The organism is Methylibium sp., from assembly GCF_013817365.1.
In the GTDB taxonomy this organism is placed as follows: domain Bacteria; phylum Pseudomonadota; class Gammaproteobacteria; order Burkholderiales; family Burkholderiaceae_C; genus Methylibium.
The window spans coordinates 1-12,179 of record NZ_JACDCU010000071.1 but is presented as its reverse complement, the minus strand read 5'-3'; the positions used below and the strand labels follow the sequence as shown (position 1 = coordinate 12,179).

The 12,179-nt window shown below is 66.2% G+C and carries 11 protein-coding genes and 3 pseudogenes; 9 read left to right on the top strand and 5 right to left on the bottom strand.

What is annotated here, in order from left to right; translation table 11 throughout:
• Nucleotides 1-21 precede the first annotated feature (21 nt).
• Complete coding sequence (locus tag H0W38_RS06815; RefSeq protein WP_292452348.1) at nt 22-1,635, top strand: ATP-binding protein; 1,614 nt, start codon at nt 22-24, stop codon at nt 1,633-1,635.
• Between the two features lie 1,033 nt (nt 1,636-2,668).
• On the opposite strand, the pseudogene H0W38_RS06810 reads toward H0W38_RS06815, so the two are convergent.
• Nucleotides 2,669-2,839, bottom strand: a pseudogene (locus tag H0W38_RS06810) (integrase); the annotation flags it as partial.
• A 217-nt stretch (nt 2,840-3,056) separates the two neighbouring features.
• Between H0W38_RS06810 and H0W38_RS06805 the strand changes: the two are divergent.
• The 3 genes from H0W38_RS06805 to H0W38_RS06795 all read left to right on the top strand — a co-directional run bounded on the left by H0W38_RS06805 (nt 3,057) and on the right by H0W38_RS06795 (nt 7,261).
• Nucleotides 3,057-4,619 (top strand): ice-binding family protein, encoded by a 1,563-nt coding sequence (locus H0W38_RS06805; RefSeq protein ID WP_292452347.1) that lies wholly within the window; start codon nt 3,057-3,059, stop codon nt 4,617-4,619.
• 53 nt (nt 4,620-4,672) lie between these two features.
• The gene (locus tag H0W38_RS06800; protein ID WP_292452346.1) at nt 4,673-5,836 is read left to right on the top strand and encodes an OmpA family protein; all 1,164 of its coding nucleotides are present in this window, start codon (nt 4,673-4,675) and stop codon (nt 5,834-5,836) included.
• A 756-nt stretch (nt 5,837-6,592) separates the two neighbouring features.
• Nucleotides 6,593-7,261 carry a Crp/Fnr family transcriptional regulator gene (locus tag H0W38_RS06795; RefSeq protein WP_367161675.1) on the top strand — a complete coding sequence of 223 codons (669 nt, stop codon included), beginning with the start codon at nt 6,593-6,595 and terminating at the stop codon, nt 7,259-7,261.
• On the opposite strand, the gene tnpB is transcribed toward H0W38_RS06795, so the two are convergent.
• The gene (gene tnpB / locus H0W38_RS22050) at nt 7,182-7,766 is read right to left on the bottom strand and encodes an IS66 family insertion sequence element accessory protein TnpB (protein WP_367161669.1); all 585 of its coding nucleotides are present in this window, start codon (nt 7,764-7,766) and stop codon (nt 7,182-7,184) included. The genes H0W38_RS06795 and tnpB overlap by 80 nt on opposite strands.
• Before the next feature lie 35 nt (nt 7,767-7,801).
• On the opposite strand from tnpB, the gene H0W38_RS22045 reads away from it, so the two are divergent.
• The 4 genes and pseudogenes from H0W38_RS22045 to H0W38_RS06780 all read left to right on the top strand — a co-directional run.
• Nucleotides 7,802-8,080, top strand: a complete 279-nt coding sequence (locus H0W38_RS22045) for a hypothetical protein (RefSeq protein ID WP_367161667.1) — start codon at nt 7,802-7,804, stop codon at nt 8,078-8,080.
• Nucleotides 7,990-8,343: an ATP-binding protein gene (locus H0W38_RS22040; RefSeq protein WP_367161673.1), complete on the top strand. Its 354-nt coding sequence runs from the start codon at nt 7,990-7,992 to the stop codon at nt 8,341-8,343. Before H0W38_RS22045 ends, H0W38_RS22040 begins: the two co-directional genes overlap by 91 nt.
• Complete coding sequence (locus H0W38_RS06785) at nt 8,286-8,606, top strand: response regulator (RefSeq protein ID WP_367161672.1); 321 nt, start codon at nt 8,286-8,288, stop codon at nt 8,604-8,606. Before H0W38_RS22040 ends, H0W38_RS06785 begins: the two co-directional genes overlap by 58 nt.
• A 220-nt stretch (nt 8,607-8,826) precedes the next feature.
• A pseudogene (locus H0W38_RS06780) lies at nt 8,827-9,126 on the top strand (transposase); the annotation flags it as partial.
• Here H0W38_RS06780 and H0W38_RS06775 read toward each other — a convergent pair.
• Nucleotides 9,092-9,425, bottom strand: a pseudogene (locus H0W38_RS06775) (hypothetical protein); the annotation flags it as partial. The pseudogenes H0W38_RS06780 and H0W38_RS06775 sit on opposite strands and share 35 nt — an antisense overlap.
• Nucleotides 9,426-9,471: 46 nt before the next feature.
• On the opposite strand from H0W38_RS06775, the gene H0W38_RS06770 reads away from it, so the two are divergent.
• The gene (locus tag H0W38_RS06770) at nt 9,472-9,903 is read left to right on the top strand and encodes a hypothetical protein (protein ID WP_292452342.1); all 432 of its coding nucleotides are present in this window, start codon (nt 9,472-9,474) and stop codon (nt 9,901-9,903) included.
• Here H0W38_RS06770 and H0W38_RS06765 read toward each other — a convergent pair.
• Both H0W38_RS06765 and H0W38_RS06760 read right to left on the bottom strand, forming a co-directional pair.
• Nucleotides 9,843-11,165, bottom strand: a complete 1,323-nt coding sequence (locus tag H0W38_RS06765) for an EAL domain-containing response regulator (protein WP_292452340.1) — start codon at nt 11,163-11,165, stop codon at nt 9,843-9,845. The two genes, H0W38_RS06770 and H0W38_RS06765, sit on opposite strands and share 61 nt — an antisense overlap.
• Nucleotides 11,166-11,172: 7 nt before the next feature.
• Nucleotides 11,173-12,179, bottom strand: a 1,007-nt coding sequence (locus H0W38_RS06760) for a response regulator (protein ID WP_292452339.1), incomplete at its 5' end; no start/stop codon positions are given.

Below are 12,179 nucleotides of genomic sequence, written 5' to 3'. Positions count from 1 at the left end.
GACCCGGAGCTGGGTCAGCGAATGGCCGATGCGCTGGGCGCCATCGTCCAGAAGGGCCGCCTGCGCACCACGCTCGACCGCATGAAAGTGCGGCTCTCGGCCGTAGCGCCGATTGATCCGCTCGAACACCGGCGCCTGATGGCAGCTGATTTGTTCTTCTCCACCGTTTTGCGGCAAGCCTCCGATGCCATCGTGTCGACCGACGACCGAGGAGTTGTGCAATCCTGGAATGCAGGCGCGGCAAAGATGTTCGGCCTGTCGGAGTCAGAGGCAATTGGTTCGCAGCTGGCGACCTTGTTCGAGGACGCTTCGAGCGCTTCGCGCCTGTTCATCCTTGCAGCGGGCGGTGCAAGTGGCAGATTGGAGCTGCTGGCGGAGGTTGCAGGCGTGTGCAAGAACATCGACGCCACGGCTGATGGCATTCGCGACGAGCGTGGCCGGCCCATCGGGGCGGTGGCCATTCTCCGCGACGTGACCGAACAGCGTCGCGCACAGCAGGATCTGGTCGAGGCCGCGCGCCAGAAGGACGAGTTCCTTGCGATGCTTGCGCACGAGTTGCGAAATCCCTTGTCGCCGATCCGCGGCGCAGCGCAGATCTTGCGGCTGATCGACACCAGCGGCGACCCTCGGATGCGAAAAGCGACCGACATCATTTCGCGGCAGGTCGACCACTTGACGGGACTCGTGGACGACCTGCTGGATGTCGCCCGCGTCACGCGCGGCGCGGTAGACCTGGACAAGCGGCCGGTGGTGTTGCGTGACGTGGTCGAGTCGGCAGTCGAGCAGGCGCGCTCATTCAGCGAAGCGAAGTACCAGCAGCTCGACTCGCAGGGCGACCTGAGCCTGTATGTTCTCGGCGACGCCGAACGTTTGATCCAGGTGGTCGCCAACCTGTTGAACAACGCCGTGAAGTACACCAGCGAACGTGGCAAGATCGCCTTGAACGTGCGTGCCGACGACGCTACGGTGCGCATCACCGTAGCCGACAACGGTGCCGGGATCGCCCCGGATCTGCTGCCGCACCTCTTCCAGCTGTTCAGCCAGGGCCGACGGACGGTCGACCGCTCCCAGGGCGGCCTTGGCATCGGACTCGCGCTTGTCAAGACGCTTGTCGAGCTTCACGGCGGCTCGGTCAGTGCGCAGAGTCCCGGACCGCAGCTGGGCAGCACGTTCACGGTCACGCTTCCCCGGATCGAGGCACCGGCGACGGAGCCCGTGCCGCCGAAGTCGTTCGATATCCACCCCTTCGCTGCGGGCAACCGACTGCGGCTGATGGTCGTCGACGACAACGCTGACGCGGCCACCACGCTTGCTGGCGTGCTCGAAGCCCAAGGCCATGTTGTTGACGTGAACCACGATCCGGTCGATGCGCTCGCCAGGGCCCCCGAAGTCGCGCCAGATGCCTTCATCCTCGACATCGGGATGCCCGTAATGGACGGCTATGAGCTCGCTCGACGGCTGCGTGGTTTGCCCGTCGGGCATCGGGCGGTAATCATTGCGCTCACTGGCTACGGGCAGCCGGAAGACCGGCTGCGGTCAAGACACGCTGGCTTTGATTACCACCTCGTCAAGCCGCTGGACGCTGATCTCTTGGCCAGCGTGCTCGGTCAAATATCGCCCATGACAAGGCACTGAAAAAGCTGTCGACTTTGCGTGGCTACTCGTTGTGGGACGACGGCACGGCGATCGGCCATGGCCAGTTCGCTGAAGCAAAGCTAGAACTGGCTTCGCCACACACATGCGACGAGAGCCGCCGAGCGCAACATGCCTGCGGACGTGTTGCAAAGGGAGAACCTCGTGCGATGCGATCCAAGGATGACCGCGCACTGCTACCGGGCCCAGATCGGGCGCTGGCAACGGACGATTGAGCGGGTCTTCGGCGCTCAGTCCCGCTAGCGAGCGCGCTGGCGGATCTGGTCTATCCGGGCGACGGGCCAAGGAGACGCCCATCCTCCGCTACGGAAACTTGACACCTGCGTCCCATCGGGAGGCCAAGCGCAATATGGGGCTTCCGGCGCGCCGTCTCTGGAGTGGATGCGCGCGAGCATCTCTTGCGAGGGGACCTTCATTCTTGGACCATGGCTAGCAACCGCACTCACCGCGGACTTGCAGCTCCGGTTCAGGTCCCGGGAAGTAGCCTTCAGGACGAACATCGCGTTCGTTGCGTCCTGGAGCCGGCCACTCAGGGAGCTGGCCGCGGCAAGGTTGCCCCAGTGTTCGACGCGGCCCGGGCCGGACCGCGCAGCAGCGGCTCTATCTCGATCACGGGCCGGCTTCGTGCGCCAGTACTCAGACTACACGAGCGATACCGTGCACATTTGACAGTTATATGCCGTCTCGTTGCAGACACCGGCTGCACCGCGACACACATTGTCGGACCACCCTCGATTCAATTGCCTCGATCGTCGACCCTGCAACGCGACCGCGCCCCCGCTGTGGCTGAGTGACCTTGAGACTGGACATTGCCTAGGCGACGAATTGACGTCTGTGTGACCGGCCTGGCCGACAGGATGACTACGTAGCCGCGCCAGGAAGCTGCCTGTCGGCGTGACGACATTACCCTCGCCGCCATGACATCGTCGCACCAGGCCCAAGCGGCGGTGCGATGCGTTGCACCGCCCGACAGCCAGCTCTCGACTTTCCGGCGGCGGCCAGTACTACAGGCTGATCAGATCTCTGTTTTTGAGATCTCGAAGGCGTCGTCCACCTCGATTCCGAGATACCTCACTTCCGACTCGAGTTTGGAATGGCCAAGCAGCAAATGCACGGCCCACAGGTTCTTTGTGCGCCGATAGATCAGCGTCGCTTTGGTTCGCTTCATCGAGTGCGTGCCGTAGTCGACCGGGTCAACGCTGGCGCGCCGAAGCCGCGGCCCTGGAGACCCGGGGCAACTGGGGTGCCCTGACGTGTGTGCCAGCACTCACAGGCGGGTACAACATTAATAAATCTAGATATTCATCTAAACCGGCATTTAGCACTCACCCGAGCGCATGCAACGCCGTACAACCGGAGTCCACGCAAAGTGCGCGATGCGGCCTACCCGCCCGAAAGACTCCATGAACCAGTTCCCCAGTTTCTTCAGATCCGCGCGCGCAGCCATGCCCGCACTGCTGCTCGCCTGCGTGGCCGGCTGCGGCGGCGGCGGGCTCGACCCGATCTTGGGCAGTCCGGGCGTCGGCACCGGTGCGCCGTCTGACACGACGCGTCCGACCGTGATCCTGACGGTGCCCGCCATCGGCGCCACCGACGTGCCCACGAACACCCAGATCACCGCGACCTTCAGCGAGGACATGAACGCGGGCACCGTCTCGGACGCCAGCTTCACCGTCACGAACACGACGCTGGGCACGCCAGTGGCCGGCACGGTGGACTACTCGGCCACGGCCAGGACGGCCACCTTCACGCCGACCACGCCCGTCACGCTGGACATCAACACCTTGTTCACCGCCACGATCACCGCAGCGGTGACCGATGCGGCCGGCAACGCGCTGGCCGGCAACACGGCGGTCGTGCCGGGCTCGGGCGCCCACGTCTGGACCTTCACCACTGGTGCCGTGGCCGACACCACCGCGCCGACGGTCACGGCCATCAGCCCGGCGGATGCCAGCACCGGCATCTGCCTGACGAGAAGCGTCGGCGCGACCTTCAGCGAACCGATGGATGCGGCCACGATCACCGCGACGACCTTGCGCGTCACGGACAACGGCGTGGCCGTTGCAGGCACGGTGAGCTACGACGCGCCGAACCGGGTGGCCCGCTTCGTTCCGACCGACCCGGCCGGCTTCGCCGCCAGCCGCCCGTTCGTCGTCACCATCGCCTCCGGCAGCGCGGGGGTGAAGGACCTGGCCGGCAACGCGCTGGCCGCGGACCGCGTCTGGAGCTTCACGACCGGCACGCAGCCCTGCGCGAGTGCGGTCAACCTGCGCACGGCCGCATCGTTCGCCGCCTTCGGCGGCGGCGCCGGCGTCACCAACCAGGGCATCAACACGGTGGTCGGCGGCAACCTGGGCACGACGGCGGCCTGCACGCTGGTCACCGGCCTGCATGACGCCGAAAACGTCTACACCGAAACGCCGCTGAACATCGGCGCGGTCAACGGCAGCATCTACTGTGCCCCGCCTGCGCCGGGAACGACCACCACCGAGGCCATCGCCACCCAGGCCCGCGCCGATGCGCTGTCGGCCTACAACGACCTGGCCGCCCTGCCGCCCGGAGGCGACCCGGGCGCCGGCCAGCTCGGCGGCCTGGTGCTGCCCCCTGCCGTCTACACCTCCGCCGGCGGCACCTTCGACATCACCAGCGGCGACCTGACCCTGGACGCGCAGGGCGACCCCGACGCGGTGTGGGTGTTCCAGAGTGCGTCCGCATTGACCGTGGGCCTGAGCGCCACCCCGCGCAGCGTGCTTCTGATCAACGGCGCGCGGGCCGCCAATGTGTTCTGGCAGGTCGGCAGCGCGGCGCGCATCGAAGACGGCAGCACCATGGTGGGCACCATCATCGCGCCGGCCGGCGTCACGATCTCGACGGCCGGCCAGACGGCGCAGACCACCCTGACCGGACGCGCCCTTGGCCTGACGGCCTCGGTGACCCTGGTCAACACCACCATCGTCGCGCCGTGAGCCGGGCCGCACGTGCACCGCTTCGACGCCCCGAGACTGCCTGAAAGAACGAGATGAAGAGAAAAATCCATGCATTGCGCCTGTTGAGTGTTGCCGGACTCGGCTCGCTCCTCGCCGCTTCGTCCTTCGCCCAGGAGGGCGGCTACTTCTACGGCGGGCTCTCGGTCGGCCAGTCGCGCGCGAAGATCGACGAGGAGCGCATCACCGACCGCCTGTTCTCCGCGGGCCTGAGCACCACGGACATGAGCCGCGACGAGCGCGACACGGCCTACAAGCTGTTCGGCGGCTACCAGTTCAACCGGCACTTCGCGCTCGAGGCGGGCTACTTCAAGCTCGGCACTTTCGGGTTCCGCTCGACCACTACGCCGGCGGGCACGCTGGATGGCGAGATCAAGCTGCAGGGCGTGAACCTCGACTTGGTCGGCACGCTTCCGCTGACCGAGCGCTGGTCGGCCATCGGGCGGGTGGGCGCGCAGCATGCGAAGGCGCGCGACCGCTTCAGCGGCAGCGGGGCCGTCAGCGTAAGCGACGCCAACCCGAGCAAGCGCGACACCAATTACAAGGTCGGTGCCGGCCTGCAGTACGCCTTCAGCCCCTCGTTCCTCATGCGCGCCGAAGTTGAGCGCTACCGCATCAACGACGCGGTCGGCAATGACGGCGACGTCAATCTGGTCTCACTGAGTGTGGTGTTCCCGTTCGGCCGTGCGCCGGCGCCCGCGCCGCGCCTGGCGGCAGCGCCGGCCTACGTCCCGCCGGCACCCGCTGTCGTACCCGCACCGGCCGTGGTGGCCCCTGCCGCGCCCCCGCCTGCGGTCATCGCCGTGGCCCCCGTGCGCCGACGCGTGAGCTTCTCGGCCGATTCCCTGTTCGCGTTCGACCAGTCGGGCGTCAGAGCCGAAGGCAAGCCGGCGCTCGACCGGCTCGCCAAGGATCTGCAGGGCAGCGAGTTCGACGTGATCACCGTTGAGGGTCACACCGACCGGCTGGGCTCGCCGGACTACAACCAGAAGCTGTCCTTCCAACGCGCCGAAGCGGTCAAGGCCTACCTCGTTGCAGCGGGCGGATTGCCGGCCGCGAAAATCTCGGCGGTCGGGAAAAGCGAGTCCGCTCCGCTTACCCAGACCGGCGACTGCAAGGGCAGCCGGCCCAGCGCGCAGTTGATCGCTTGCCTGCAACCCGATCGCCGTGTCGAAGTGGAAGTTTCCGCCACGCGGTGACGTTGACGGCGGTGGCGGCGCCGGCCTGCTCCGGCCTGCTCCGGCCTGCTCCGGCCTGCTCCAGCCTGCTCCGGCCTGCTCCAGCCTGCTCCAGCCTGCTCCGGCCTGCTCCGGCCTGCTCCGGCCTGCGGCTCCGCGCGCCGGCCTTAGTTCCGGCAGCAGCAACTCCGGGACTCGCCTTCGTCGGTGAGCGGCCCGGCGGATCGCTCCCACGGTCGCCATGCGCGGATCAGCGCTGCCTGCCGTGCGCGCCGCTCTGGTGTCCGGCCCTTGACCATCGTTCGCCTCGAATACTTCGGTTTGATCGCTTTCTGTTTTTTCCGCACGCGAGGCCGCAGCAGGTAGCGTTCCGGTTAGAGCCGAGGAGGCGAAGTATTGGGCACGAGTGGGGTGGTCACTCGGCCATCAACTGTCGGTGACGACGGGCGGCTCTCTGGCGCTTCGCCTGGACCACGACACTGCTTGAAGATCGGCGGCGAGGCCGCCATCCCCGCAGCTCGACGACCTGTTCGGTTAGCGCTCGACCCCTTGAACAGAGGACAGCGTTTCGAGTGATTCAGGCAAGCGGAGGAGTACCGTCATACGCTCCAACAAGGGAACAAGACCGTGACTTCGCCTGTCCTCTCGACCGCGGAGCATTCGCGCTCCCGCGCGACCCAGCTCGTTCCGATGCGCTCGACCGCGCGCAGTCTGCGCCAGAACCACGTCCTCGAGGCCTTGCCCGATGAAGTGTGGCAGCGGCTCTCGCCTTTCTTGGTGCTGGTGCCGCTCGCCGCCGGTGACGTGCTTCAAGCCGCAGGCATCGGCCGCGAGAACGTTTACTTTCCGACCCAAGCGGTGATCTCGATGCAGTACGCCATGAAAAACGGCGACGCTTTGGAGGTTGCACGCATCGGCTACGAAAGCGTCTGCGGGATCTCGCTGCTGATGGGAGGGGAGACCGCTTCGTGCCGTTCGATTGTCCAGCACCGCGGCTATGCCTTTCGCATTGGCACCACCGTGTTGAAGCGCGAATTCGATCGCGGCGGCGCCGTCAACCACATCTTGCTGCGCTGCGCGCAGTCGCTGCTCTGCCAGGTCGCCCAGACGTCGCTTTGCAACCGTCACCATCGCGTCGAGCAGCAGCTTAGCCGTTGGCTGCTTCTCAGCCTGGACCGTGTGCCAGGCAACGAAGTCGGCGTCACCCACGAGTGGATCGCCAATGCCCTGGGTGTAAGGCGCGAGAGCGTGACGCAGGCCCTCGTCAAACTGCGCGAGACAGGATGCATTGAGACTGGCCGCAACCGCATCACCGTGCTCGACCGAGCCGCCCTGGAGGCGCAATCCTGCGAGTGCTACGGCGCCATCAACCTCGAGTACGCCCGGCTGGCCCCAAAGCGCCACGGGGTCGACAACCCCTTGCGCACACATGAATCTGCGGAATGAGTCGGCATCTCGCGCGTGTGTCCGCATCTCGCGCGTGTATCAAGGCCGCCTGCAGCGCTCTCATGCGGTGACGGATAACGAGCCGACGCATGACATTTCTTTTGTTCGCCGCTGCAGCGCTTGGCACGGCTGTGGGCAGGTCGGTTCTGCACCCACAGGCGACGCGCTCGTACAGCCGTTGGGGGCGCCGCTGCACGACCGCGATGTCGATGCCCTCCAGCAGCCAATGCAGTTGCTCCACCGTCAACGCCGGTACCGCAGCCTCCTGCGGCCAGATGAAGCGATCCTGCTCGAGGCGCTTCAACAACAACCAGAAGCCGTTGCGGTCCCAGCTCAGGATCTTCACGCGGTTGCGCCGCCGGTTGCTGAAGACGTACACGCACGCCGCGAACGGGTCCAGGCCGAGCGCCTTTTCTACCCGCAGCGCCAGGCCGTTGATGTTGAGCCGGAAGTCGATCGCCTCGCGGTGCAGGTGGACCTTCAGGCCTTCGTCGAGACGGAACACCGCACCCTCCCGAGTGTCTCGATGACAACACTGGCTTGCTGCACATCGACCTCGCGAAGATCGAAGACCACGCCGTTGGGCAGCCGAGCCTGCAGATTCCTCCGAACAGCGTGGCGGCTATCGTCGGTCGCGGCAGCGGCGGTGTCGTCGGTGTGAGGGCGGCCGTGATCGGCATGGCGATGAAAGCCTCGCGTGCAGTGACGGGGCTCGCCACGACCGCACGCTGGCGTCGCTCGCAGGCGGACCTTCGATCACGCGCAGGTTCGGTGGAACGGGTCTCGGGCTGGCGATCAGCCAGCGACTTGCGCGCCTGATGGGCGGCGAGTGCGGTGTCGAGAGCACTCTCGGCGTCGGCAGCACGTTCTGGTTCACGGCGCGCCTGCAGCGCGGACATGGCGTGATGCCCGCCCGGACTTCAGCCGTCCTGGCTAAGGCGAGTGCGCAGTTGCGTGAGCGCCATCGCGTTCGACGCATCCTTCTGGCCGAAGACAACGAGGCAACCTCGAAGTGGCATTGGCCATGCTGCACGGTGTGGGCTTTCACGTGGATACCGCGGCCACGGGCCGCGAAGCCCTGAACCTGGCGCGCGTCGGCGCCTACGACCTGGTGTTGATGGACATGCAGATGCCTGACATGGGCGGCCTGGAGGCGACGCGGGCCATTCGGGCGCTTCCGGGTTGGCAGGATTGCCCAATCGTGGCCTTGACGGCGAATGCGTTCGACGAAGACCGGCTCGCTTGCGTCGCTGCCGGAATGAACGATTTCCTCACCAAGCCGATGGAGGTGGGCGTGTTGTATGACTGTATGTTGCGCTGGCTGGATGCGGGAAGCATTGAATAGCGACTTGGCAGGCGTGATCTTGTTCCGGCATGGCCCTCGTACGACCTGATAACGTCTTGGACCTTGCTTGCAAGTGCACCGGTCTTCACTCACCGATCAAACCCATGAGACTTAGCGCTACCTTGCTGCTGCTTCTTGCGCTGACCGGCTGCGCCGTGTACACCCCGTCGGGCTCGGTCGTGGTTGATCCGTACGATCGAGGGTCGGTAGACGGCAACTTCTGCCCTCCAGGCCAGGCCAAGAAGGTACGCTGCTGAAGCAATGCGTCGATGAGACGCCGGACGTGGTCTACGACTTTTGTACGGGCCGGGCGGAAAGTCCCCGATGGATTCCTGGAGGCTGGTCGTGCACGCTCGTTCGCGACGAAGGGCTACGACGCGGTGCTGAGCCTGCCGGGCCCACGGCCGCTGGTTGCCAGGCGCATGCGCGGCGAAAGTTCGACGAGCTGATCAAGTGCAACGCCAGCCCGGTGGCCATGGAGGCCCTCAGGCGCATTGCGGCGATCTACCGAGTGGAGCGTTAGGCGCAGGGATCAGCATTGCCTTCGTGCACCGCATGGAGCGCGTGCCGTAGTCGCCCGGATCAAGGCCGAGCTCTTCGACCCAGTCTTCCAGGATCCGCGCGTGTACTGCCGCGTGCCCAGGTGCGCTGACTCGGGGATGCGGCGTGGGAAGAGGAAGTCCTCCGACTTCAACTCGGCTTTCTTGATCGACTTTTGTACAACCTTGCGTGTGGCCGTGCGGCCGGCGTGATCTCGAACTGCACCGGTCGCTGAGTCTTGTGCTGCATGACGATGGCGTGGGCGGCTACCTGTTCTCCGCTGGAGCGCTGCGACCTCATGTCGCGGCAGACGTTCCAGACGCTCATGGCCAGACGTGGCCCATCGTGGGTATGGGGGCCAATACAGCACGTAGTCGTCGAAGTAGGCCTGCTTGCAGAGTTCGAAACCTTCCTGCACTTCGTCCTTGCTGCACAGGATCTCGGTGCGGTGCGCATGGTCCTGCAGCACGCCACCAAGGCGATGCAGACCGAGGCAGTGGCGCTGCGCCTTCTCCAGGCGGTCGAAGGCCGGCACGAGCACATCAGGCAGGTAGTGCTTGAAGTCACGCAGGCTGTGATCGGAGTCGGTCGATGGTCTCAGATTCTCGAAATGAGCGGTCAGCTGGCGCTGGATCTGCCGTGCATCGTCGGCGTTGTCGGAGGCCACCAACACCTAGGCTTCGCTCGTCGCTTGCTTCATGGCCCCACCAGGCGAGGCCGCTTGGCATGCCATCCTTCCAGCCATGCCGGCAACTGATCGCCCGGCATGGGCCGGCCAATGAAGTAGCCCTGCGCGACGTCGCAGCCGATCTCGCGCAGCAGCGACCAGTCGTCCTCGTTTTCGACCCCCTCGGCCACGGTCTGCACGCCCAGCCGCTGGGCAATGCCGATGCTGCCCTCGAGCATCGGACGGATGAGCTGGTTGTGGCGGGCGCCGTGGACGAAGCCGCGGTCGATCTTCAGCTCGGTGAAGGGCACGTCGCGAAGCTGCGCCAGCGAAGAGTGGCCGGTGCCGAAATCGTCGATCGATAGACCGAAGCGTTGCATGCGCAGCCGCACCAGCGCCTCCAGCGGTCCGGACGCGAGCGCCATGAAGCGGCTCTCCGTCACCTCCAGCGTCAGGTCCTGCGGCGCCAGGCAGCTGTGACGCACCAGTTCACCGACCTTGTGCGCGAAATCCGCGGCACGCAGGTTCTCGACCGATACGTTGACGGCCATATGGATGTGCAGCCCCTGCTCATGCCAACGTCCCAACCGGCGCAGCGCCGATCGCAATACCCAATCGGTCAGCGCGTCGATGGCGCCGCAATCCTCTGCCAAGTCGATGAAGCGATCGGGATAGACCAGCCCGTGCGTCGGATGATTCCACCGGACCAGCGCTTCGGTACCGACCAGCTCACCCGTGCGCAGGTCCACTTTCGGTTGGTAGTGCAGCACCCATTGATCGGCCATCTGGGCCGCTTCCAGGTCGTCGGCTGTGTAGACCGGCGGAGCTGCTGCGGGCAAGGCAGTCGTCATCGGCGGCGTCATCGGCGTCCAGCGGTCCAGCAGCGCCCTGATGGCGTTGCGGCTGGCCGGCTTCTCCAAGGCGCCGAGGATCCTCAGCTGCTGGCCGAGCAGCAGCTTCTGCACCGCGTGAATGATGCGCGCACCCTCGCCGCTCAGCAGGATCACGCTGCCATGGAAACTGTTGCCGCCAAGGCGGCGCAGGAACGCGATGCCGTCGACGCCCGGCATGTTGAGATCGGACACGATCACATCGACGGCCTGCGGGTTCTGCTGCAGCAGCAGGAGCGCTGCCTCAGCACTGCCGGCCGTGCCGATCATGCTGTAGCCCATGCTGCGCAGCATGCGCGACTGCATGCCCAGCATGAACGGGTCATCGTCGACCAGCAGCACGCTGGGCTGAACCCGCGAGGGCGGTGCACGGCCCGGGACAAGCTTGGCGTCGTCGGCGTCCAGACCCAGCGGCAGGGTCTCCGTGAAGGGCGGCCATATGTCCGAGGTCGTCTCCGCCATGGCAGTCCTAGTGCGAGTCGAGGAATCGGTGGACCGCGAGCAGCTCGGCCTCGAAGCTTGCCATCAGCATGCCCAGCTCAGCGGCGTGCTGCGCATTGGCTGCCTCCTCGATGTCAGCGCAGATCTGCGCGAGCTTCAGCGCACCGATCGATCGCGCAGCGGACTTCAGCTTGTGAGTGGTCTCGGCCACGGCCCGCAACAAGCCGGCCGACTGACCAGAGGCCAGTTCCTGTGCCGCACGCACCGAGTTCGCGCGAAAGGCCAGCAGCACCTCCCGAATCACCTGCGGGTCGTCCCCGACCAGCTCTGCCAGCACGCTCAGGTCGACTGGCGTCGACACGTCCTCGAGCGACAGGTTGCTGAACGAAGGGGCTGGCGCCGCTTCGGCCGTGCCGGGTGCCACTCGGGGCAGCCACTGCGAGATCGCGGCATCCAGCCGTTCGAGGCGCACCGGCTTGGTCAGGTAGTCGTCCATGCCTGCCATGCGACAGCGCAGCTCTTCATCTCGCAGCGCGTTGGCGGTCACGGCGATGATCGGGATACGCGGCCCGCCTCGTTCCTCCGCCCGCACCGCTGTAACCAGGTCGTAGCCGTCCATCTCCGGCATGTGCAGGTCGGTCAGCAGCAGTGCATGGCCTCCGCGGCGCCAGCAGGCGAGGGCTTGCGCACCGTTGCTCGCCATCTCGACCTGAAAGCCCAGCAAGGCCAGTTGCCGCAAAAGAACCTTCTGGTTGACTTCGTTGTCCTCGGCCACCAGCACCACCTGATGGGCGCGCGGCGAAGGCAGGTCCAGCGGCACGCCGTGGGTGTCGACCGGCAGCGTTCTGTCGGGCGCCGTCTCTTCAGGCTCGACGCCAGCGGCCAGCGCGACGGCGCGCAGGAACACCGCCCGGTGCAGGCATCCATCGTCGAGGCTGATCTGATCGGCAGGATCCCGGCGCGGCTTGCGGCGGCGTCCGGACTCGATGACGACGAACGCCAATTCCAGGCAGGGCTGCGCCCGCGCGGCGGTAC

Coding starts and splice junctions, on each gene's coding strand:
- H0W38_RS06765 (WP_292452340.1), bottom strand. CDS start 11,165: ATGGCGGAGACGACCTCGGACATATGGCCGCCCTTCACGGAGACCCTG.
- H0W38_RS06800 (WP_292452346.1), top strand. CDS start 4,673: ATGAAGAGAAAAATCCATGCATTGCGCCTGTTGAGTGTTGCCGGACTC.
- H0W38_RS06785 (WP_367161672.1), top strand. CDS start 8,286: ATGCTGCACGGTGTGGGCTTTCACGTGGATACCGCGGCCACGGGCCGC.
- H0W38_RS06805 (WP_292452347.1), top strand. CDS start 3,057: ATGAACCAGTTCCCCAGTTTCTTCAGATCCGCGCGCGCAGCCATGCCC.
- H0W38_RS06770 (WP_292452342.1), top strand. CDS start 9,472: ATGGCCAGACGTGGCCCATCGTGGGTATGGGGGCCAATACAGCACGTA.
- H0W38_RS06815 (WP_292452348.1), top strand. CDS start 22: ATGGCCGATGCGCTGGGCGCCATCGTCCAGAAGGGCCGCCTGCGCACC.